Origin of the sequence: Allobosea sp. (genome assembly GCF_017308075.1) — a bacterium.
Lineage (GTDB): Bacteria > Pseudomonadota > Alphaproteobacteria > Rhizobiales > Beijerinckiaceae > Allobosea.
On the sequence record NZ_JAFKFX010000023.1, the window covers coordinates 467079 to 489244 of the forward strand.

Genomic DNA, 22166 nt, shown 5'->3' on the forward strand with positions numbered 1-22166 from the left:
CCGCCTATTTCTCGACATCGAGCGGGGCGGTTCCCGTCGGCTTGCCGTCGGCGCCGAGGGTGATCTTCTCGATGCGCGCCTCGGCCTGCTTCAGCAGCGCGTCGCAGCGCGCCTTCAGCGCCTCGCCGCGGGTGTAGATGTCGATCGATTCCTCCAGCGCGACGTCGCCGCGCTCCAGCCGGGCGACGATCGCCTCGAGCTGCTTCAGCGCCTCCTCGAAGGGCAGGGTGGCGATATCGGCGTTGGGCTTGGCTTCGGTCACTGAGGCGAATCCTGTTGGGCGCCCGTTATCGGCCTTGAGGCCGGACCCCGCAACCCCGCCCAGGCTCAGACCGGCAGCGCCGAGCTCTTCTTGATGGTGCGCAGCGTCAGCGTCGACTGCACCCGCGTCACGCCGGGAAGCTGGGTGATGATGTCGGTGTGGATGCGCTCGAAATCGGCGGAATCGCGATAGATCACCCGCATCAGATAGTCGTGCGCACCGGCGAGCAGGTGGCATTCGAGGATTTCGGGCAGCCCCTGCACGGCTTGCTCGAAGCCTTCGAGCGAGGCGCGGCCCTGCTGATCGAGCGTGACGAAGACGAAGGCGGTGCCGGGGAAACCGGCGATCTTCTCGTCGAGCAGCATGGCGTAGCTGCGGATCAGCCCGCTCTCCTCGAGCTGCCGGACCCGGCGCAGGCAGGCCGAGGGCGAGAGATGCACCTTCTCGGCGAGGTCAGAATTGGTGATGCGCCCGTCATTCTGCAGGATGCGCAGGATCGTCCTGTCACGGGAATCGAGTTCGATCGACATTATTGCGCAGCATCCTCGGGCGGCGGCGCTTATCTGTGCGCCTGCTTTCGAGGCGGGATGTTTCTGCGAAAAAATGGCCACTGGCAAGCAGGTCCTTGCGTGCACTGCGCCATTTTCTGCGCAGTGCGGCGAACCGACCCGGCCCGCCGCATGATTCTGCGCGAAGGCCGAAGTCAGTCGAGGTCGAAACGGAAGGGCTTGCCCTCGAAGGCATCGGCGCCGCGGCCGATCCGTTCGATCGCCGCGCGCATCCGCCCGCCGCGGCCGAGGATCTCGTCGGCGAGCGCGACCAGCCGGGCATTGGGCGTCGCCGAGGGGGAGAGGGCGCGCAGGCGCTCGGCGATCTCGCTCTCGTCCCGCTCCGGCCGAAGCGCGCAGACCGCGATATAGGCGCCGGCCGTCGAACGGCTGATCCCGGCCCAGCAATGCACGACGATCGGGTTCTGCCGGTCCCAGTCGTGCACGAAGCCGAGCAGGCGCTCGACATGCTCGCTGGCTGGAATGACGTGCCCGGCCATTTCGGCGGTGATGTCCGACATGGCGAGCATCAGATGCCGTTCCGCGGCGATCCCGGGCGGGGTCTCGACCACCGTCGCGGCGTTGATCAGGGTGACGACATGGCTGGCGCCGACGGCGGCGACGGTCTCGTTCAGCTTCGACAGGGAGGAGACGTGGAGTGTCGGCATGAGCGGGCTTTCGGGAGCTGACGGCGGCGAATCTCTGAAGCCTGTCGATGACGAGCTTATGGCGTGGCGCCGGTTTCCGGCTACAAGCGCGGCAACGCCATCCACGCCGAAGGTTGCCGGCATGAATCTCTGGTTGCGCCTGCTCTGGCTGCTGCTCTCCCGGCCCTTCCAGCCGCGGCTGAGGCCGCCCTTCGAGGCGTCGATCCTGCCCTTCCGGGTCTGGTTCCACGATCTCGACACCAGCCTGCATATGAACAATGCGCGCTACTGGGGGCTGATGGATCTCGGCCGGACCGACCTGATGCTGCGCAGCGGCCTCTGGCGCGCCATTTTGCGCCATGGCTGGGTGCCGGTGGTGAATTGCGGCACGATCCGCTTTCGCCGCGAACTCAGGCTGTTCCGCGCTATCCGCCTCGAAACCCGCATGCTGTGCTGGGCCGAGGGCTGGGTGGTGATGCAGCATCGCATTCTCGCCGACGCTCGCGACGGCAGCGAGATCGTCGCGGCGGTGGCGCTGGTGCGTGCCGCGCTCTACGATCGGAAGGGCAAGGCCTTCGTTCCGGTCGCCCGTTTGCTCGCCGAGCTCGGCGTCGAAGCAGAGAGCCCGCCGCCGAGCCCCGAGGTCGAGGCCTTCCTGCGCGCCGAGGAGGCGATGCGCCAGGCCGGCGCGACGGGGCGGGGGCTGACGGAGGCTTTGCCGGAATAGACGGCCTGGACGAGGTCCCTCACGGCGCGTTGAATCGTCATCTCGGCGTTCCGCTGCGCTCCAGCCGGAATCACGGGGGTAGGGCGGGAGCGCTGTCCGCTCACTCCGCCGCGAGGCGCGTCGCCCGCCATTGCGCGAGCAGCGCGCGCAGGGCGCCGGGTTTCAGCGGCTTGTTGAGGACGTGCACGTCGAGCGCGGCGGCGGCTTCGCGCATCTCCGGCGAGCGATCGGCCGTCAGCAGGATTGCCGGCAGGCCGGCACCAGCGCGCTTGCGCAGGCTGGCGATCGAGGCGAGGCCGTCGCCCTCGTCGAGATGGTAATCGGCGATGACCACGTCAGGACTCAGGCCGGCATCCATCAGCGACAGGGCCTCGTCGAGGCCGCTCGCGGTGGCGACGGTGCAGCCCCAGCCGCCGAGCAGCAGCCGCATGCCGTCGAGGATCGAGGGCTCGTTGTCGATCGCCAGGATCTTCAGTCCCGAGAGCTGTCCCCCGGAAGGCAGGCGCCGGGGAGCGGAGGCCGTGGCCGCGGGCATCTGCGCCGCCGTCGGCACCAGCAGCGAGAAGCGGGTGCCGCGGCCCGGCGTCGAGGACAGGGTCAGCGTGTGGCCGAGCGTGCGCGCGATGCGCTCGACGATCGAGAGCCCGAGGCCGAGGCCGCGCGCCACCTTGGCGCCGGGGTCGAGGCGCAGGAACTCGCGGAAGACGATCTTCTGCTTGCTGGCATGGATGCCGAGGCCCGTGTCGAGCACCTGGATGGCGACCTGTTCGCCGCGGCGACGGCAGCCGACCAGAACCTTGCCGTTCGGCGTGTATTTGATCGCGTTCGAGACCAGGTTCTGCAGCAGGCGCCGCAGCAGCCGCCGGTCGGAGCGGATCGTCGCCGAAGTCGGCGAGAATACCAGCGTCAGGCTTTTCTCCTGCGCGCTCGGCTCGAATTCGCGCTGCAGCTGCCGCATCAGCTCGTCGAGCCGGAAGGTCGAGATCTCCGGCTTGAGCGCCCCGCCATCGAGCCGCGAGATTTCGAGCAGCGCGGTCAGGATCTCCTCGACGGCGTCGAGCGAGGCGTCGATGTTCTCGGCGAGCTCGGGTCGGTTCGCCGCCCGGTCGCGCTCGACCAGAGCCGAGGCATAGAGCCGGGCGGCGTTCAAGGGCTGCAAAATATCGTGGCTGGCGGCTGCGAGGAAGCGGGTCTTCGAGGCGTTGGCGTCTTCCGCCTCGGCCTTGGCCCGCTGCAGCTCGGTGTTGACGCGCTGCAGTTCTTCGGTGCGCTCGGCGACGCGCCCCTCCAGCGTCTCGTTGGTGCGCTCCAGCTCCTCCTCCGCGACCACGGAATCGGTGATGTCGGTATAGGTCGTGACGAGGCCGCCATCCGGCAGCGGGTTGGAGCGGATCTCGATCACCTTCTTCGAGGGGTAGAGCTTCAGCCGGACCGGCTCGCGGTCGTTCACCAGGCTTTCCAGCCTGGCTGCCATCAGCTCGTCCTGCGCTCCCTCGCCATAGGCGCCGCGCGCCGCATTGTAGCGCACGACCTCGTCGATCCCGGTGCCGAAGCGCACCAGCGAGGGCGGCAAGCCATAGAGCTGGATGAAGGCCTTGTTCCAGGCGAGCAGGCGCAGGTCGCGGTCGAGCACAGTGATGCCTTGCCCGGCATGGTCGAGGCCGTTCTGAAGAATATCGCGATTGTATTGCAGCGCCGCCGAGGCGTCGTCGAGCAGCTTGAATGCGGCTTCGGTCGAGAGGTTGCGCCGGCGCAGCAGCAGCGAGAGCACGAGCCGCGAGGAGGCGGCGCCGATCGCCGAGGAGAGCAGATGCTCGCCGAAGCGCAGCATGTGGATGTCGGCCTCGCGCGCGCCGTTGAGTTCCTCGCCGCGCGATTGCGCGAAGCCCTCGAAGGCACGCTGCGTGCGCTCCAGCCCGAGATAGCGGCCGATGGTCGATTGCAACTCGGCCGCGGTGACGCTGGAGCGCCAGAGCGAGAAGGACTGGGCCATGGTGGCGCGGTCGGAATCGATGAAGGCATTGGCCTGGAGCCGCTCCATCGCGCTCGCCGGACGCATGAGCGAGAAGCCGACATAGCAGGCGAAATTGACCGAAAGGCTCCACAGCACGCCATGCGGCAGGCTGGGCAGGGTGACGCCGAACAGCGCTTCCGGCCGTAGCAGGCCGATGCCGAGCGGGCCGTTCTGGACGATATCGCTCCAGAAGCCGCCGGGCTGGGCAATGCTCGGCATCAGCAGCGTGTAGAGCCAGGTCAGCAGTCCGGCACCCAGCCCGACCACGGCGCCCAGAGCGGTGCCGCGCCGCCAGATCAGGCCGCCGAAGAAGGCCGGCGCGATCTGCGCCGTGGCGGCGAAGGAGAGCAGGCCGATCGAGACCAGAGCCGCTTCGCCGGATGCCCGATAATAGGCGTAGCCGAGCAGGATCACGGCGATGATCGCGCCGCGCCGGATATGGACGACCTGCGAGCCGAGATCGCCGCCGGTCGAGCCGTTCGCGCTCCTTCCGCGCGCCCAGGCCGCGGTGGCGCGATCTGGGTCCGGCGCGACGCCGCGCCCGCGCAGCAGCAGCGGCATGACGATGTGGTTCGAGATCATGATCGCGAGCGCGACCGAGACGACGATCACCATGGCGGTCGCGGCCGAAAGCCCGCCGATGAAGACGAGCAGGGCGACGAGGCTCGCCCGCTCCTGCAACGGCAGCAGGAGCACCGTCATGTCGCGATCGATGTTCGATCCGGTCAGCATCACCTCGCCCGCCGCTGCGAGCGGCAGGACGAAGAGATTGATCAGGATCAGATAGAGCGGGAACATCCAGGCCGCGCGGCGCACGTCCTGCACGTCGCGGTTCTCGACGATCGCCATGTGGAACTGCCGCGCCAGCAAGAGCGCTGCGAAGGACGACAGCACAGTCAGCGTCAGGAAGGTCGGCCAGTTCGAGGTCCGCTGCCAGATCGGCGGCGCATCCACGGCCGCGCGGGTCGCTTGTGCCAAGAGGTCGGCGCCGCCGTCGAACAGCCCGTAGACCACGAACAGGCCGAGCGCGAGGAAGGCGATCAGCTTGATCAGGGATTCGACCGCGATCGCCAGGACGAGCCCGTCCTGGTGTTCGGTGGCGTCGATATGGCGAGTGCCGAAGGCGCAGGCGAAGCCGGCGAGGACGAGCGCGACGAGGAAGGCGAGGTCGCCCAGAACCGGGAGATCGGCGAGCGGCGCCGGGCCGCCGGTCGCGGCGAGGAAGACCGAGAGCGAGTTCGCCACCGCCTTCAGCTGCAGCGAGATATAGGGCAGCGCGCCGATCACCGCGACGAGGCAGACCATGGCGGCGACGCGCTCGCTCTTGCCGTAGCGCGCGCCGACGAAGTCGGCGATCGAGGTGATGTTCTGCGATTTCGCGATCGTCACGATGCGCGCGACGAAGCGGTGGCCGAGGCCGATGACGAGGATCGGCCCGACATAGATGCCGAGGAAGTCGAAGCCGTTGCGATGCGCGAATCCGACCGAGCCGTAGAAGGTCCAGGAGGTGCAGTAGACCCCGAGCGCCAGCGCATAGATCGTCGTGCGCGCCCGCCCGCTCATCAGGCGCCGGCCCGAGGTGTCGGCGAGATGGGCGATCGCGAACAGCGCGCAGAGATAGGCGAGCGCCGTCAGCACGACAGACCAGGCCGGAATCATCGGGCTCCCTCGCAGCCACTGTTCTTGAAGTCAGCCTACCGCCGCGGGACGCCGACCGCCATCAGCCATTAGACCGGCGTGGGCGGTTCGTCAGCGTTTGCCAGGCCGCTTATGGTCCGCATGGGCCTTTCGCAGTGTTCTTCGTCGCCTGATCTTCGCAAACTGGCCAATCGAGGCCTGGAAGCTGCTTTTCTCATGAGGAAGGCCGAGGAAAACGGCCGGAAGACTGTTTCCTCGGCCGGCGCGGCTGGTTTAGCGTGCTGGCGGGGGCGGCATTGCGCAGCGCGGTGCCGAAAACTGGCCAAGCATTCGGAAAGGCGCTCCATGTTAAATGAATTCAAGGAATTCGCGCTGAAGGGCAATGTCGTCGATCTCGCCATCGGCGTGATCATCGGCGCGGCCTTCGGCAGGATCGTCGAATCGCTCGTCGGCGACATCATCATGCCGTTGATCGGCGCGATCGGCAGCGTCGACTTCTCCAACTACTTCTTCGGGCTGAACAGCGGCGTCACGTCGCCGGTCCTCGCCGATGCCAAGAAGCAGGGCGCCGTCCTCGCTTATGGCAATTTCCTCACCGTCGCGGTCAACTTCGTGATCATCGCCTTCGTGCTGTTTCTCGTCGTCAAGGGCATCAACACGCTCCGGCGCAAGCAGGCGGCCAAGCCGGCCGAGCCGGTGGCTCCGCCGCAGGACATCGCCCTGCTCAGCGAGATCCGCGATCTGCTGAAGCAGAAGCAGGCCTGACTGCCTTCGCGGGGCGAGCCGGGTCTTCGGACGCGCCCCGCGAACCATCACTGCGAGCGATCGGGTCGATCTCGCGATTTCATGCCGCCGCGCCCGGCGATGGGCTAGATTGGCCGGCATGTCTCCCGCGAAGGATCGACCATGAACATGCATGCCCCGGCCGGCACCAGCCTGATCGCCGACCTGCGACCCGAGGCCCGCAGCGCGCCCGAAAGCGGGATCGTCGAGGTCGTTAACCACGGCCGGCTGAAGCCCGGCCTGATCCCGCTCTGGGTCGGCGAGGGCGATCTGCCGACGCCGGAATTCATCATCCGCGCCGCCAACAAATCGCTGGCCGATGGCGAGACCTTCTACACCTGGCAGCGCGGTATCCCCGAACTGCGCGAGGCTCTGGCCCGCTACCATGCCGCGCTCTATGGCCGGCCCTTCTCGGCCGATAGTTTCTTCGTCACCGGCTCGGGCATGCAGTCGGTCCAGATCGCGGTGCGGATGATCGCCGGGGCCGGCGACGAGATCGTCATCCCGACCCCGGCCTGGCCCAATGTCGCCGCCGCCCTCGGCGTCGCGGGAGCCGCGACCGTCTCCGTGGCGATGGATTTCCACCAGGGACGCTTCACCCTCGATCTCGCCAAGCTCGAAGCGGCGATCACGCCGCGCACGCGTGCCCTCGTCATCAATTCTCCGGCGAACCCGACCGGCTGGACCGCGACCCGCGACGAGCTCGCCGCGATCCTGGCGCTTGCCCGCAGGCACGGCATCTGGATCATCGCCGACGAGATCTATGCGCGCTTCGTCTATGACGGCTCGGCCCGCGCCGCCTCCTTCCATGACGTGATGGAGCAGGAGGACCGGATTCTCTTCGTCCAGACCTTCTCGAAGAACTGGGCGATGACCGGCTGGCGCATCGGCTGGATCGAGGCCCCGCCGGCCCTGGGCCAGATCATCGAGAACCTGATCCAGTACTCGACCTCGGGCTCGCCGGTCTTCGTCCAGCGCGCGGCCGTCGCGGCGCTCGACGAGGGCGAACCCTTTGTCGCCGAGCAGATCGCCCGGGCACGGGAAGGCCGCCGTATCATCGCCGAGGGCTTGAAGGCGACCAATCGCGTTTCGCTGCAGGCGCCCGACGGCGCCTTCTACCAGTTCTTCGCCGTCGACGGCCGCACAGATTCGCGGGCGCTGGCGATCGAACTGGTCGACAAGGCCAATGTCGGGCTGGCGCCCGGCGCCGCCTTCGGAGCGGGCGGTGAGACCGGCTTGCGCCTATGCTTCGCCCGCAAGGCCTCTGACCTGACCGAGGCCGTGGCGCGGCTGCAGCAGGCGCTCGCCGGGTGATGCGCCGCGCATGGCCGCTGCGCCCCCAGGGTGTTTGACCGGGGCGGCCCGGCGCTTCATTGATGCCGCCATGCGCGCTTTCGGCGCATGGCCTGAGCGATGTTCCCACCGACTCTGATTCCCTACCGCTTCCGAGTTCTTTCGCGCGAAGCCGCGCTGGTCGCCTGGGCCGCGATCGGCGGCGCCCTGTTCGCCCTGCTCGAGATTCCGGCCGCCTGGCTGTCTGGCTCGATGCTTCTGGTCTCGGTGATCGGGGTCGCACGCCCCCTGCCGGACCTGCGCAAACCCTGGTTCGACTCGACCATGGTGATGTCGGGTGCGCTGATCGGTTCTGCCGCCACGCCCGAAGCGCTGGCGGCGACGGCACGCTATCCCGGCTCGCTCTTCATCCTCGTCGTCGGGCTCGTGGCGATCATGCTGACGACCGGCGCCTATCTGCGCTTCGTCGCGCGCTGGTCCTGGATCGATTCGCTGCTGGCTGCGGCGCCGGGCGCGCTCTCGACGGTGATCGCGGTGGCCGAGTCGAAAGGCGCCAATCTCGGCCGCATCGCGGCGATCCAGCTCTTCCGCATCCTGGTCCTGATCGCCGTGCTGCCCAGCATCATGAAGCTGACCGGAGCCGGGGATGCCGGGGCGGGGGGCGCGCCGCCGGTGGCGCAGATCATCGGCCTCGGCGACATGGTGCTGCTCCTGGGCTGCGCGCTGGCGACCGGCATCGTCTTCGAGCGCTTGCGCGTCACGGCGCCCTATATCCTCGGCGCAACGCTGGCGAGCACCGTGCTGTATGGATCGGGCACGGTGCATGGCACCTTTCCGCCGGAGATCGCTATGGCGGTGATGGTCATGCTCGGCGCGGCGATGGGAGGACGCGTCTCCAAGCTGCAGCGCAACGAGATCGCCGCGCTGTTCCCGCTCGCCATCGGCGGCTTTCTGGTCTCGATGCTCGTCGCCTTCGCCTTCGCCTGGCCGGCCGCCTGGCTCGCCGGCGTGCCCTATGCCAGCGCCATGGCCGCCTTCGCGCCCGGCGGACTCGAGGCGATGGCGATGCTCGCCTTCGCCATGGGGCTCGATCCGCTCTATGTCGGGGCGCACCATCTGGTGCGTTTCATGCTGGTCGGTCTCTCCATGCCTTTCGTGATCGGCTGGCTGAAGCCGGAGAAGCCGCCGCCGGAGAGCTGAGCGTCAGCCGCGCCCCGTTGGTGGCAGAGTTTCCACAGCCCTCATCCAGAGGAGCCGCAAGGCGGCGTCTCGAAGGATGCTCCAGAAGCCTCCGGAAGCCGCTGAATCATGCTTCGAGACGCCGGCTCCTCAGGATGAGGCCGCGGGAGGCTGCCGGTTTTACGCGGCGCCGTTGGTGTGGGTCATCAGCGCGTAGAGCGAGGTCGTACCGCAGATGAACAGCCGGTTCCGCTTCGGTCCGCCGAAGCAGAGGTTGGCGACGATTTCCGGCACCAGAACCTTGCCGATCAGCGTGCCGTCGGGGTGGTAGACGTGGACCCCGTCGGCGGCGCTGGTCCAGAGCCGTCCGCTTGCGTCGAAGCGGAAGCCGTCGAACAGCCCGGCCGTGCTTTCGGCGAAGACGGAGGAGGCGCCGAGGGTCGTGCCGTCGCCGGTGACCGCGAATTTGCGGATATGGCGCGGGCCGTTCTGCGGGTCGTGGCTGGCGCCGGTATCGGAAATGTAGAGCTCGCTTTCGTCGGGCGAGAAGGCGAGCCCGTTCGGCTTGACGAAATCGTCGGCGACGACGGTCAGCGCGCCCGAATGCGGGTCGATGCGGTAGACATGGCAACGGCCGATCTCGCTCTCGGCCTTGTCGCCCTCATAATCGCTGAGGATGCCGTAATCGGGATCTGTGAACCAGATCGAGCCGTCCGACTTGACCACGACGTCGTTCGGCGAGTTCAGCCGCTTGCCCTGATGATGGCTGGCGAGCACGGTGATCGAGCCGTCATGCTCGGTGCGCGTCACCTGGCGTCCGCCATGCTCGCAGGTGACGAGCCGTCCCTGGCGGTCGACCGTGTTGCCGTTCGAATTGCGCGCCGGCTGTCGGAAGATACCGACATGACCCGAGAGCGCGTCGTAGCGCATCATCCTGTCGTTCGGGATGTCGGACCAGACCACCGTGTTATGCGCCGGGAACCAGGCCGGCCCCTCCGTCCAGCGCGCGCCGGTCCAGAGTCGCTCCATCCGGGCCGAGGCGGGCACGATCCGGTTGAAGCGCAGATCGTAGACCTCGAGGCTGAAGCCTTCGATGAAGCCGAACATGTCTTGTCTCCGGTGGTCCTGATGGATCGACTTGATCAACCCGCCTTGCGGGATGTGTTTTCTCGTCAGCGACGCCTGCTACAGGCTGCGAGAAATTTCGGGATTGCAATGTTGGCGCCGCGGATGTCGACGGGCTGGCTGCCGCCGGGCGTCCTGATGACGAAACGGCTTTGGCGCGCGATCTCCGACAATACGTCCCGCAGCGGCTCCAGTTCGATGGTCGCCTCGATTTGCATCGCTGCGTCCATTTCGGAGTAGATCGCCTTGCCGGTGATCGCGACCATGTCCTCGCCGGCGGTGATCCTGAAGGTCTGCCGCGAGCCGCGTCGATACTTGCCTTGCGGGTCATCGGCCAGCACTGTCGTGCGGCCGGAGCCCTGTACGCAGTCGAGCATCAGCGTCGCGAAATGATTGCCGTCGGCGATGCCGAGCTTGGCCTTGCGGCCATAGGTCGAGAAATCCCACAGGGCTTCGTCCTCGCCAGCCTGCTTCGTTTGGGCTTGCTGTTGCGGAGCCGGCTGCGGTGTCGGTACCGGTCGTTGTGGGGTTGGTCGTGGCGGGGTGGCGGAGGCCGATTCCTCGACGCGGGGCCCATCCGGCGCCCGCAGCACGCTGTCGTCGCCGTCATCGCTCTTCACGCCGCCGTCGCCGCCCGCTGCCTCCGCGGACCGAGGTTCCGGCGAGGGCGCCGGCGCGGCGGCAGGCGCTGCGCTGCGCGGCGGCATGTCGTCAAGCAGCGTCGCCGACGTCAGCTTGACGATCCTGCCCGCCGCCCCGCATGCTACCGAGGTGATCTTGAGCCGTGCGCCCTTGCGGAAAAGATCGTCGAATGCGGCCTGAAGGCGGCGATAGGCGGCGCGGTCCTTGATGTCGTAGGCCGCCGGCAGATTGATGTAGCCGTCGTCATAGGGCGGTTCGTTGAAGGTGAAGCCCTGCAACTCGCCTTTCTCCACGACGCGATCGACGACCCGGCCGATGGAGGTTCCCCGAACGCAGCCGGATGAGCCCGGCAGGCCGACGATCGCGACGGTTCGCCCGGTCTGGTCCCTGTCGATCCTGATCTGGGCGGCCGCCGGTGTTGTCGTTGCTGCGAGCAGTAGAGATCCCAGTGCGGCGGCAGCGAGGCGCTGGCAAGCAAGATCAGTCATCGACAGAAGTCCGACGCAGTAGGAGGAGTGTAGCGGCGGGTCTGCCGCCGATCTTCGCGGCGATCATGCAGGGCGGTCGCGGTTCGGCGCAAGCGGCTTCTACAGTTCGAGGCCCTCGTCCCAATACGGCGTCGCGCCGTAGAGTTCAGCCAGGAAATCGACGAAGGCCCTGACCTTCTGCTCCATGTGGCGGCGGCTCGGATAGACCGCGTAGACGGCGACGCGCTTGCCGACCGAATAGGCCGGCAGAACCCTGGTCAACGAGCCTGATTTCAGCTCCGGCCCGACATCCCAGGTCGAGCGCAGGGCGATGCCGACGCCGGCGAGCAGCGCCTCGCGCACGACCTCGCTGGAATTGGTGCGCAACTGCCCGGTGACGCGCACCGTGACCGGCCCTTCCGGCCCGTCGAGCCGCCATTGATCGGCATTATGGGCGATCAGCGTATGGCTCTGGAGGTCCTCGATCGTCGCCGGACGGCCATGGGCGGAGAGATAGGCCGGCGTCGCGCAGAGGATGCGGTGGTTCGGCGCCAGCCGCTTCGCGACCAGGCTGGAATCGCCGAGATCGGCGATCCGCACCGCGAGGTCGAAGCCCTCGCCGATGATGTCGACGAAGGCATCGGTCAGGATCAGGTCGACATTGACCATCGGATTGGCGTCGAGGAAGGGCTTGAGATGCGGCGCGACATGCAGCCGCCCGAACGAGGTCGGCGCCGAGACGCGCAATGTGCCGCGCGCCTGGCCGACACCGCTCGCCACCCAGGCTTCCGCCTCCTCGATCGAGCCGAGGATCGCGACGACCCGCTCATAGAAGCCCTGGCCGGCCTCGGTCAGCGAGAGTTGCCGCGTGGTCCGCTGCAGCAGGCGCACGCCGAGCCGCTCCTCGAGCCGGCGGATCCGCTTCGAGATCACCGCCGGCGACAGGCTGAGCTCGCGCCCGGCCGCCGACATGCTCTTGGCGGTGACGACGTGGGCGAAAACGTCGAGGTCGCCGAACCGATCCACACAGCCTCCATTTTTTCCATTTCGGAAATAATCATGCACGTTACTCTCGCTGCAACAACCCGAGAATTGTTCTAGAGTCGCAAGGTCGGCTCAGCCCGCACCCTTCGAGGCGCCGATCTGCGGCGCCTCGAGATGGGGTTGGAGAGGACGAAGAAGGATCGACCATGAGTGCCATCGCTTTTCCGGCGCCGGATGCCGATATCCTCGCTCGCCGCGAGCAGATTCTCGCCGGTCTCGCCCGGCTCGTCGCGCCCGAGGCCCTGATCACCACCGAGGATGAGCGCCGGCCCTATGAAACCGACGCGCTGACCGCCTATCGCCGCATGCCGCTCGCCGTTGTGCTGCCCTCGACCACTCAGGAGGTTGCCGCCGTGCTGCGCTATTGCGGCGAGCAGGGCGTGCCGGTCGTGCCGCGCGGCGCCGGAACCTCGCTCGCCGGCGGCGCCATCCCGCAGGAGGACGCGGTGGTGATCGGCGTCTCCAAGATGAACCGCATTCTCGAGATCGACTACGCCAACCGCGTCGCCAAGGTGCAGGCCGGCGTCACTAATCTCGCCGTCACCGGCGCGGTCTCGGCCGATGGCTTCTTCTACGCGCCCGACCCGTCCTCGCAGCTCGCCTGCTCGATCGGTGGCAATATCGGCATGAATTCCGGCGGGGCGCATTGCCTGAAATACGGCGTCACCACCAACAATGTGCTCGGCGTCACGTTAGTGATGCTGGACGGCAGTATCGTCGAAATCGGCGGCGCCCATCTCGATGCGCCGGGGCTCGACCTGCTCGGCCTGATCATCGGCTCCGAGGGGCAGCTCGGCATCGTCACCGAGGCGACGGTGCGCATCCTGCGCTCGGCCGAGGGCGCCCGCCCGGTGCTCTTCGGCTTCCCGAGCAGCGAGGAGGCGGGCGCGGCGGTTGCCGCCATCATCGGCGCCGGCATCATCCCGGTCGCGATGGAATTCATGGACAAGCCGGCGATCGAGATCTGCGAGGCCTTCGCCAAGGCCGGCTATCCGATGGATGTCGAGGCGCTGCTGATCATCGAGGTCGAGGGCTCGGAGGCCGAGATGGACGCCCAGCTCGCCCGTATCGTCGCCATCGCCAGGGAGCACGGCGTCAAGACGGTCAAGGAGAGCAAGTCGGCGATGGAGACGGCGGCGATCTGGAAGGGCCGCAAATCGGCCTTCGGCGCCACCGGGCGGATCGCCGACTATATCTGCATGGACGGCACCATCCCGACTGGGCAATTGCCCTTCGTGTTGCGCCGCATGGACGAGATCATCAAGGGTTACGGCCTGCGCGTCGCCAACGTCTTCCATGCCGGCGACGGCAATCTCCACCCGCTGATCCTCTACAACTGCAACGACCCGGTCGAGGCGCAGAAGGCCGAGGATGCCGGCAACGACATCCTCAAGCTCTGCGTCGAGGTCGGCGGCTGCCTGACCGGCGAGCATGGCGTCGGCATCGAGAAGCGCGACCTGATGACCGTCCAGTTCAACGAGGTGGACCTGCATCAGCAGCAGCGGGTAAGGGCGGTGTTCGACCCGCGCTGGCTGCTCAACCCGGCCAAGGTTTTTCCGCTCGAAGGTCGGATCGCCGCGTGAGCTTTGTCATTCCGGGGCTCGCATAGCGAGAACCCGGAACCCACGACCGGGTGAGCGGATGGCGTATTTCGTCTACCTCATGGCTAGCAAACGAAGCGGTACGCTCTACCTGGGCATCACCAACGATCTGGCGAGACGTGCCTATGAGCACAAATCGAAACGGAACATCGGATTCACGAGCCGCTACGGGGTCGATGGGCTGGTCTGGTACGAGCAGTTCGAGGATGTCAGGGATGCGATCGACCGGGAGAAGGTCCTGAAGAAATGGCGCAGAGCCTGGAAGGTCAAGCTCATCGAAGACATGAATCCGGAATGGAAGGATTTCTATGAAGGGCTGTCCTGACCGACGATACCCAGTCGTGGGTTCCGGGTGCTTCGCGAAGCGAAGCCCCGGAATGACAGCGGTGGGCGCGTGATGCTCCACACTCCCACCACCGAGGCACAGGCCTGCGCCGTCGTCGCCTCGATCGTCGAGGCGCGCATCCCACTCGCCATCCGCGGTGGCGGCACGCGCTCCGGCCTGGGGCGGCCGGACAACGCCGTCAGCACGCTTTCCAGCGCCGGGCTCTCCGGCATCACCCTCTATGAACCCGCCGAAATGGTGATCGGGGCCAAATCCGGCACGCCGCTGAAGCTGATCGAGCAGACTCTGGCAGAGCGCGGCCAGATGCTGCCTTTCGAGCCGATGGACCATCGCGCCTTGCTGGGCAGCGAGGGAGAGCCGACGATCGGCGCGATCGCGGCCGGCAACATCTCCGGCTCGCGCCGGATCAATGCCGGCGCCGCTCGTGACTCGCTGATCGGCATCAGGCTGATCAATGGCCGCGGCGAGCTGGTGAAGTCCGGTGGGCGGGTGATGAAGAACGTCACCGGTCTCGATCTGGTGAAGCTCGTCGCCGGCAGCTTCGGCACGCTCGGTTTCCTGACCGAGGTGACTTTCCGCGTCCTGCCGCGGCCGGAGCGCGTCGTCACGCTGATCTGGGAGGGCCTTTCCGACGAGGCGGCGGTTGCGCTGCTCTCCGCGGCGCTCGGCTCGCCCTTCGAGCCGATGGCCGCGGCGCATCTGCCGGCCGGGATCGGCGCCGAGGATGCGCGCACCCTGATCAGGCTGGAGAATTTCTCCGCCTCGATCGGCTATCGCGCCGCCGAGCTCGCGCGCCTGCTCAAGTCCCATGGCCGGCCCGAGCTGATCGAAGGGCGCGGCTCGGACGCGCTCTGGCGCGAGGTCCGCGACGCCGCTTTCTTCGCTGGCAGCGACGAGGCCGTCTGGCGGCTGTCACTGGCTCCGAGCAATGGCCCAAGGGCGACCGCCGCCATCGCCCGCGCCATTCCACAGGCGCGCTGGTTCTACGATTGGGGCGGCGGGTTGGTCTGGCTTGCGGTTCCGGCGGCGGGCGATGCCGGCGCCGCCGCGATCCGCGCCGCGACGAAGCCGCTCGGCGGCCATGCCACGCTGGTGCGGGCGCCCGATGCGGTGCGCGCCGTCGTGCCGGTCTTCGAACCGCTCGCCGAACCGCTGATGCGGGTGACGGCGGGCATCAAGAAGAGCTTCGATCCGGAGGGCGTGTTCGAGCCCGGCCGGATGTATGCGGGGATTTGACCGTCGTTTCCGTCATGCTCGGCCTTGTGCCGAGCATCCACGTCTTGCGGCGCGGATCGAAGGAAAGACGTGGATGGTCGGGACAGGCTCGACCATGACGTACAGGGCGACACGGACGAGATCATGCAGACCAAATTTACCCCCGAGCATCTCGCCTCCGATCCGCGCCTGCAGGCCTCGGAGAAGATCCTGCGCAGCTGCGTGCATTGCGGTTTCTGCACCGCGACCTGCCCGACCTACCTCTTGCTCGGCGACGAGCTCGATTCGCCGCGCGGGCGCATCTACCAGATCAAGGACATGCTCGAGAACGAGCGGCCGGCGACGGCGGAGGTGGTCAAGCATATCGACCGCTGCCTTTCCTGCCTGTCCTGCATGACGACCTGCCCCTCGGGCGTGCACTACATGCACCTCGTCGACCATGCCCGTGCCCATATCGAGGAAACCTATCAGCGCCCCTGGCATGACCGGGCGCTCAGGCGCCTGCTGGCGGCGATCCTGCCCTATCCCGGCCGCTTCCGCCTCGCCATGCTCGCCGCCCGGCTCGGCAAGCCCTTTGCCGGGGCGCTCGGCGCGCTGCCGCATCTCGGCGCCTCGCTGAAGGCGATGCTGGCGCTGGCGCCCTGGAGCCTGCCGAGCCGCTCGGCGATGGAAGGCCCGCAAAGCTTCCCGGCCAATGGCGAGCGCAAGCGGCGCGTCGCCATCCTCTCCGGCTGTGCCCAGCCGGTGCTCGACCCCGGCATCAACGAGGCGACGATCCGCCTGCTGACCCGCCATGGCGTCGAGGTCGTGCTGCCGAAGGGAGAGGGCTGCTGCGGAGCGCTTGTCCACCATATGGGCCGCGAGCATGACGCGCTCGCCTTCGCCCGCGCCAATATCGACGCCTGGACGGCCGAGATCGACGGCGAGGGGCTCGACGCCATCCTGATCACCGCCTCGGGCTGCGGCACGACGATCAAGGACTACGGCTTCATGTTCCGGAACGAACCAGCCTATGCCGAGAAGGCGGCCAAGGTTTCGGCCCTGGCCAAGGACGTCACCGAATTCGTCGAGACGCTGGAGATCGCGCCGGTGCGCGGCTTCGACCTCACGGTCGCCTATCACTCCGCCTGCTCGATGCAGCACGGCCAGCAGCTCAAGGACGGGCCGAAGCGCCTGCTTTCGCGCGCCGGCTTCAGGGTCAAGGAAGTGCCGGAGGGCCATATCTGCTGCGGCTCGGCCGGCGTCTACAACATCCTCCAGCCGGAGATCGCCGGACAATTGCGCGAGCGCAAGATCGGCAATATCGGCCGCACCCGGCCCGATCTCGTCGCCACCGGCAATATCGGCTGCATGACCCAGCTGGCCAAGGGCTTCGCCGACAAGGGCGCGACGACGCCGGTCGTGCACACCGCCGAGCTGCTCGACTGGGCGACCGGCGGACCGGTGCCAGCTAAGCTGGCGCAGGCCGGGATCGGAGAGGCGCCGGCGGCGGAGGCCCTGGTCGCGGCGGAGTGAGTTCGCCGTCTCCCCGTCATTCCGGAGCCTGCCGCAGGCAGGAATCCGGAACCCACGACCGGGTGAGACGTTTCGAGCCCGGCTTGACGAAAGGTGTGCCCAATCGTGGGTTCCGGGTTCGCTGCTTTGCTGCGCCCCGGAATGACAACCTTCGCGTGGTGGCCGCGAAGGCTTGCCCCCGGCGCCCTCACGGTCTAACCCGCCAGTCAACCATCAGTTGATTGCGCCATTTTCGAGTTCCGCAGCCATGTCCGCTGACAAGACCGCCTCCAGCAAGCTGAAAGCCCGCCAGCCGCGTGGTTTCGTCGACCGTGGCCCGGCCGATGTCGCCGCCACCGAGCGCATGCTGTCCGTCATCCGCGAGAGCTTCTCGCTCTATGGCTTCGATCCTGTCGAAACGCCCTTCGTCGAATATACCGATGCGCTCGGCAAGTTCCTGCCGGATCAGGACCGGCCGAACGAGGGCGTCTTCTCCTTCCAGGACGATGACGAGCAGTGGCTCTCGCTGCGCTATGATCTGACGGCGCCGCTCGCCCGCTATGTCGCCGAGAATTTCGACGCGCTGCCAAAACCTTATCGCAGCTATCGCGCCGGCTATGTCTTCCGCAACGAGAAGCCGGGGCCGGGACGCTTCCGCCAGTTCATGCAGTTCGACGCCGACATCGTCGGCTCCGGCACGGTCGCGGCCGATGCCGAGATCTGCATGCTCGCCGCCGACACGATGGAGCGGCTCGGCATTAAGCGCGGCGACTATGTCGTCAAGGTCAACAACCGCAAGGTGTTGGACGGGGTGATGGAGGCGATCGGCCTTGGCGGCGAGGAGAATGCCGGCCGCCGGCTTACCGTGCTGCGCGCCATCGACAAGCTCGACAAGTTTGGGCCGGAAGGCGTGCGCCTGCTACTCGGCGAGGGCCGCAAGGACGAGAGCGGTGATTTTACCAAGGGCGCAGGGCTGAACGATGAACAGGCCAGCCGTATCCTTCTTTTGAGTGGGCAGATCGGCTTTCGCGAGAGCACACCGGATTTGGTTGAGGCGTCCAAGCGTAGAGGGGAACCGGCACCGGCGGGCGATTTCCCAGGCGAGGAGACCTGGCCGTCGGATGAGATGACTCTTTCGTTCGCGCGCGACGCTGTCGCCGGTTCAGCGAGAGGGTTGGAAGGTGTCGAAGAACTGGAGCAGATCGCGAAGCTACTTCGCGCTTCGGATTATGGCCCTGGTCGTGTCCGCATCGACCCCTCGGTCGTGCGCGGCCTCGAATACTATACCGGCCCGGTCTACGAGGTGGAGCTGACCTTCCCGGTGACCAATGAGGACGGTCAGGTCGTGCGCTTCGGCTCGGTCGCGGGTGGTGGGCGCTATGACGGTCTCGTCGGTCGCTTCCGGCCCGAGCCTGTGCCGGCGACCGGCTTCTCGATCGGCGTCTCCCGGCTCTATTCGGCGCTGAAGGCGGTGAAGTCGCCGATCGTCGACCAGAAGAACGAGCTGCCGCTGGTCGTCGTCACCGCCATGGACAACAAGTCGCCGGAGTTCATGCCGGCCTATCAGGCTTTTGTCTCGCAGCTCCGGCAGGCGAAGGATGCGGACGGCAAGCCGCTGCTGCGGGCCGATCTCTATCTCGGTGCTTCCGGCTTCAACGCCCAGATGAAATATGCCGACCGGCGCGGCGCCGTCTGCGCGGTGATCCAGGGTTCTTCGGAGCGCGAGGCCGGCACGGTCGTCATCAAGGACCTGATCCTCGGTGCCGAGCTCGCCGCCGCCGGCCGTGAGGTCAAGGATTCCGCCGAGCACAAGGCCAGGCAGGCGGAAGCGCAGTTTTCCGTGCCGGCGGCCGAGCTGGTCGAAGGGGTGAGGAAGGTGCTCCTCCGTCATGCACGGGCTTGACCTGAGAGCGCGCCATTTCGTCATGGTCGGGCTTGTCCCGACCATCCACGTCTTCCTTGATCGAGGACGGTATTCAGGACGTGGATGCTCGCCACAAGGGCGAGCATGACGGAGACGGATAGCAGGCGAAGCGATTCCCGCTAACCCAATTCCCTAAAAACCGTCGAAAATCCGGTTCGTCCCTGCTAGGACGGCGCCGCAACAGGACCAATGCCGTGACCGCGACCCGTGCCAGCATCGACACCGTGATCGCGCTGTTCGAGCGCGAGGGCTATGCCCGCGCCGAACCCGCGATCCTGCAGCCTGCCGAGCCCTTCCTCGACCTGTCCGGCGAGGATATCCGCCGCCGCATCTTCCTGACGCAGGATCTCGACGGTCGCGAATGGTGCCTGCGGCCGGAATATACGATCCCCGTCGCGCTCGCCCATATCGCCGCCCGATCCACCGAGCCGGCCTCCTACGCCTATGCCGGCCCGGTCTTCCGGATGCGCTCCAACGAGCCTGGCGAGTTCGCCCAGGCCGGGATCGAATCCTTCGGCCGCGGGGACGTCGCCGCCGCCGATGCCGAGATCATGGCGCTCGCCGTTGAAGCCGTCGCGGCGCTCGGGCTCGCCCAGCCACGCCTGCTGATGGGGGATGTCGCTTTGCTCGCCGCTTTGCTCGACGGGCTTGGCGTGCCGCAGGCGGCTCGCCGCCGCCTGATGCGCGCCGTCGCCCAGGGCAAGGGCGCCGATGCCGTCTCGGCGCTCGACGCGCCGGCAGCCGCGACCGAAGCGACCCATGCCGGGCTGCTCAAGGCGCTGGAAGGGCAGGACCCCAAGGCTGCCCGGGCATTCGTCGAGGACGTGCTCTCGATCGCCGGCATCTCGACCGTCGGCGGCCGCTCGGCGGGTGACATCGCCGAGCGTTTTCTGGCCCGTGCCGCCGAGCGCGACAACCCGGTCAGCGACGAGGCGAGGGCGCTGCTCGGCCGCGCGCTGGCGATCAGCGGGGATCCCGACAGCGCCTCGGCCGCCTGGCGCAAGCTGGCGAGCGAGGCGGGGCTCGATCTCGCCGCGGCGCTCGACGTCTTCGACGAACGCACCGGTTTCCTGGCGGCGCGCGGCGTCGATGTCGGCAATATCGGCTTCTCGGCCGCCTTTGCCCGCAATCTCGACTATTATACCGGCTTCATCTTCGAGCTGCACGATCCGGCAAGGCCCGAGCTGAAGCCGATCGCCGGCGGCGGCCGCTATGACGGCGTGCTGCAGCGCCTCGGCGCGCCGGAGCCTGTCGCGGCGGTCGGCGCCTCGATCTGGCTCGACCGGCTGGCGGGAGCGACGGCATGAGCGGAGCGGGAAACCCCGACATGAGCGCGGCGGAAAACAACATGAATGATGCCCCGCTCGTCCTGGCCGTGCCGTCCAAGGGCCGGTTGCAGGAGAACGCCACGGCCTTCTTCGGCCGGGCCGGACTGTCCTTCGTGCAGGCGCGCGGCTCGCGCGAATATCGCGGCGCCATCGCCGGGCTGGAAGGGGCCGAGGTCGCCTTCCTCTCGGCTTCCGAGATCGTATCGCAGCTCGCCTCGGGCGCCGTCCATCTCGGAATCACCGGCGAGGACCTGATCCGAGAGCAGGTCTCCGATGCCGATGCGGCGATCGAACTGCTGACCCCGCTCGGCTTCGGCAATGCCAATGTCGTCGTCGCCGTGCCGCAGGCCTGGATCGATGTCCGCACCATGGCCGATCTCGACGATGTCGCCGCGACCATGCGGGCCCGCACCGGCAATAAGCTCCGCGTCGCTACAAAATACGTCAACCTGACGCGACGCTTCTTCGCCAGCCACGGCCTCGCCGATTACCGCATCGTCGAGAGCCTCGGCGCGACAGAGGGCGCGCCGGCCGCCGGTACGGCCGAGATCGTCGTCGACATCACCACGACCGGCTCGACACTCGTCGCCAACGCGCTGAAGGTGCTCGACGACGGCGTCATGCTGGCGTCGGAGGCCAATCTCGTCGCCTCGGTCCGGGCGTCCTGGGGCGAGCGGGCTCGCAATGCCGCGGCCGCCATTCTCGGCCGGATCGCCGCCGAGGAGGAAGCGCGCTCGCTGCGCGAGGTCCGCGCCGTGCTGCATGCGGTCTCGCCGCAGCGCCTCGGCGAGATCGCCCAGCGCCTCGGCGCCCGCCTGCCTTTCGGCGCCGGCGGCGAAGACGGCGTCGTGACCCTGCATTGTCCGAAGAAGGCTGTGTTTCCGCTGGTCGAGGAACTGACCCGCGCCGGTGCCGACGACATTACCGTGCGCGCGCTCGACTACGTTTTCCGCCGCACCAATCCGCTGATCGAGCGGCTTCAGGCGCGGATCTGACCGGAAGAAACGGCCGCTTTTCGCCGTGAGGTGGCCTCGGCATATGTCGCTGTTTTGGCTGGAGCTCCGCGCGGGTGCCGGAATCCCGTCGCATTCTCGGGCTACGCGGCTGTGGCGCCAGCGGATGTATCGATGGCGCCGAAGTTGCCGTGGCGCCGGTTTTTTGCTGCGGCTGACTTTGTTCAGGGAGCGATCGAGGCTTGCCTTCGCCCGCTTTCTCGGTGCAGTGGTGACAATTGGAATGAACCTTTGCCCGTCGCGCTATTTCCAATCCGGGGTTTGGACCAGTTGAGCATGCAGTCGCGCCTCGGCCTTGCGGCCGCCATCGCCTTTTCCCTGTTGCCGGCTCTGGCCGGTGACGCCCTCGCGCAGGGCCGTCAGCGCCCCTCGCAGATTCCGGACCAAGGACAGCCGGCGCCGCCGCCCAAGCAGGAGAAGAACTTCCCGCTCGATGCGTCCTGGACGGCGGTCCAGTTCAACGGCAAGCCGCTCAACGACCGGCGGATCACGCTGAAGGTCGACGCCAATCTGCGCGGCACCGGCTTCTCCGGCTGCAACACCTATTCGGCCTCGGCCTATCCGTTGCGCCAGCAGGGCTTTGCCGTCGGGCCGGTCGCGGTGACCAAGCGCGCCTGCGACAAGGCGGTGATGGATTTCGAGCGCAGCTTCCTGCTGGCGCTGCGCGGCGCCCGGCAATGGGACCTGGTCGAGGGGCGGCTCGTCCTGAAGACCGCCTCCGGCGAAATCCGCTTCGATCGCGGTATCTGAGGCGCGCTGGTCTTTCGGCGGCTGGAGCGCCGCGCGTCGGCTCGGACGCGGTCACGGTGATCTATCTCATTGTTATCGCATCGGAGTTTTCCGAAAATCGGAGTCCACTTTTCGGTCCGATGCTAT

The 22166-nt window shown here is 67.5% G+C and carries 19 protein-coding genes; 12 read left to right on the forward strand and 7 right to left on the reverse strand.

Going from position 1 to position 22166, the window contains the following annotated elements; translation table 11 throughout:
• Window positions 1–4: 4 nt before the first annotated feature.
• From J0J10_RS03155 to J0J10_RS03165, 3 genes are all read right to left on the reverse strand, one after another.
• Window positions 5–262 (reverse strand): exodeoxyribonuclease VII small subunit, encoded by a 258-nt coding sequence (locus J0J10_RS03155; protein ID WP_291638889.1) that lies wholly within the window; start codon window positions 260–262, stop codon window positions 5–7.
• 65 nt (window positions 263–327) lie between these two features.
• Window positions 328–792 carry an Lrp/AsnC family transcriptional regulator gene (locus tag J0J10_RS03160; RefSeq protein ID WP_291638888.1) on the reverse strand — a complete coding sequence of 155 codons (465 nt, stop codon included), beginning with the start codon at window positions 790–792 and terminating at the stop codon, window positions 328–330.
• Between the two features lie 173 nt (window positions 793–965).
• Window positions 966–1478 carry a tyrosine phosphatase family protein gene (locus tag J0J10_RS03165; RefSeq protein WP_291645194.1) on the reverse strand — a complete coding sequence of 171 codons (513 nt, stop codon included), beginning with the start codon at window positions 1476–1478 and terminating at the stop codon, window positions 966–968.
• A 121-nt stretch (window positions 1479–1599) separates the two neighbouring features.
• Between J0J10_RS03165 and J0J10_RS03170 the strand changes: the two genes are divergently transcribed.
• On the forward strand, window positions 1600–2184 hold the full coding sequence (locus tag J0J10_RS03170; RefSeq protein WP_291645195.1) for a thioesterase family protein: 585 nt from the start codon (window positions 1600–1602) through the stop codon (window positions 2182–2184).
• Window positions 2185–2284: 100 nt separating this feature from the next.
• On the opposite strand, the gene J0J10_RS03175 is transcribed toward J0J10_RS03170, so the two are convergent.
• Complete coding sequence (locus tag J0J10_RS03175; RefSeq protein ID WP_291645197.1) at window positions 2285–5857, reverse strand: PAS domain-containing hybrid sensor histidine kinase/response regulator; 3573 nt, start codon at window positions 5855–5857, stop codon at window positions 2285–2287.
• 324 nt (window positions 5858–6181) lie between these two features.
• Here J0J10_RS03175 and mscL point away from each other — a divergent pair, with 324 nt between their 5' ends.
• The 3 genes from mscL (at window position 6182) to J0J10_RS03190 (ending at window position 9112) form a co-directional block, all read left to right on the forward strand.
• Window positions 6182–6601, forward strand: coding sequence for a large conductance mechanosensitive channel protein MscL (gene mscL, locus J0J10_RS03180; RefSeq protein WP_291645199.1), 420 nt, complete (start codon window positions 6182–6184; stop codon window positions 6599–6601).
• A 141-nt stretch (window positions 6602–6742) separates the two neighbouring features.
• Window positions 6743–7933: a pyridoxal phosphate-dependent aminotransferase gene (locus tag J0J10_RS03185; protein WP_291645201.1), complete on the forward strand. Its 1191-nt coding sequence runs from the start codon at window positions 6743–6745 to the stop codon at window positions 7931–7933.
• 99 nt (window positions 7934–8032) lie between these two features.
• Entirely contained in the window at window positions 8033–9112 is a 1080-nt protein-coding gene (locus J0J10_RS03190; RefSeq protein ID WP_291645202.1) for an AbrB family transcriptional regulator, read from the forward strand.
• A 159-nt stretch (window positions 9113–9271) separates the two neighbouring features.
• Here J0J10_RS03190 and J0J10_RS03195 read toward each other — a convergent pair whose 3' ends face one another.
• The 3 genes from J0J10_RS03195 to J0J10_RS03205 form a co-directional block, all read right to left on the reverse strand.
• Complete coding sequence (locus J0J10_RS03195; RefSeq protein WP_291645204.1) at window positions 9272–10198, reverse strand: SMP-30/gluconolactonase/LRE family protein; 927 nt, start codon at window positions 10196–10198, stop codon at window positions 9272–9274.
• A 65-nt stretch (window positions 10199–10263) separates the two neighbouring features.
• Window positions 10264–11346, reverse strand: a complete 1083-nt coding sequence (locus J0J10_RS03200) for a hypothetical protein (RefSeq protein ID WP_291645207.1) — start codon at window positions 11344–11346, stop codon at window positions 10264–10266.
• Window positions 11347–11445: 99 nt separating this feature from the next.
• Window positions 11446–12351: a LysR family transcriptional regulator gene (locus J0J10_RS03205; protein WP_291645208.1), complete on the reverse strand. Its 906-nt coding sequence runs from the start codon at window positions 12349–12351 to the stop codon at window positions 11446–11448.
• Between the two features lie 164 nt (window positions 12352–12515).
• Here J0J10_RS03205 and J0J10_RS03210 point away from each other — a divergent pair, with 164 nt between their 5' ends.
• The 8 genes from J0J10_RS03210 (at window position 12516) to J0J10_RS03245 (ending at window position 22040) form a co-directional block, all read left to right on the forward strand.
• Window positions 12516–13952 (forward strand): FAD-linked oxidase C-terminal domain-containing protein, encoded by a 1437-nt coding sequence (locus tag J0J10_RS03210; RefSeq protein ID WP_291645210.1) that lies wholly within the window; start codon window positions 12516–12518, stop codon window positions 13950–13952.
• Between the two features lie 58 nt (window positions 13953–14010).
• Window positions 14011–14295 (forward strand): GIY-YIG nuclease family protein, encoded by a 285-nt coding sequence (locus J0J10_RS03215; protein ID WP_291645212.1) that lies wholly within the window; start codon window positions 14011–14013, stop codon window positions 14293–14295.
• Between the two features lie 69 nt (window positions 14296–14364).
• Entirely contained in the window at window positions 14365–15552 is a 1188-nt protein-coding gene (locus tag J0J10_RS03220; protein ID WP_291645214.1) for an FAD-binding protein, read from the forward strand.
• Between the two features lie 123 nt (window positions 15553–15675).
• Window positions 15676–17046 (forward strand): glycolate oxidase subunit GlcF, encoded by a 1371-nt coding sequence (gene glcF / locus J0J10_RS03225; RefSeq protein WP_291645284.1) that lies wholly within the window; start codon window positions 15676–15678, stop codon window positions 17044–17046.
• A 247-nt stretch (window positions 17047–17293) separates the two neighbouring features.
• On the forward strand, window positions 17294–18928 hold the full coding sequence (gene hisS, locus J0J10_RS03230) for a histidine--tRNA ligase (protein WP_291645216.1): 1635 nt from the start codon (window positions 17294–17296) through the stop codon (window positions 18926–18928).
• A gap of 215 nt (window positions 18929–19143) precedes the next feature.
• Window positions 19144–20256 (forward strand): ATP phosphoribosyltransferase regulatory subunit, encoded by a 1113-nt coding sequence (locus J0J10_RS03235; RefSeq protein ID WP_291645218.1) that lies wholly within the window; start codon window positions 19144–19146, stop codon window positions 20254–20256.
• Between the two features lie 41 nt (window positions 20257–20297).
• A complete protein-coding gene (gene hisG, locus J0J10_RS03240) occupies window positions 20298–21272 on the forward strand; it encodes an ATP phosphoribosyltransferase (RefSeq protein WP_291645220.1) in 975 nt (324 codons plus the stop codon).
• Window positions 21273–21566: 294 nt separating this feature from the next.
• Complete coding sequence (locus J0J10_RS03245; protein WP_291642477.1) at window positions 21567–22040, forward strand: META domain-containing protein; 474 nt, start codon at window positions 21567–21569, stop codon at window positions 22038–22040.
• Window positions 22041–22166 lie beyond the last annotated feature (126 nt).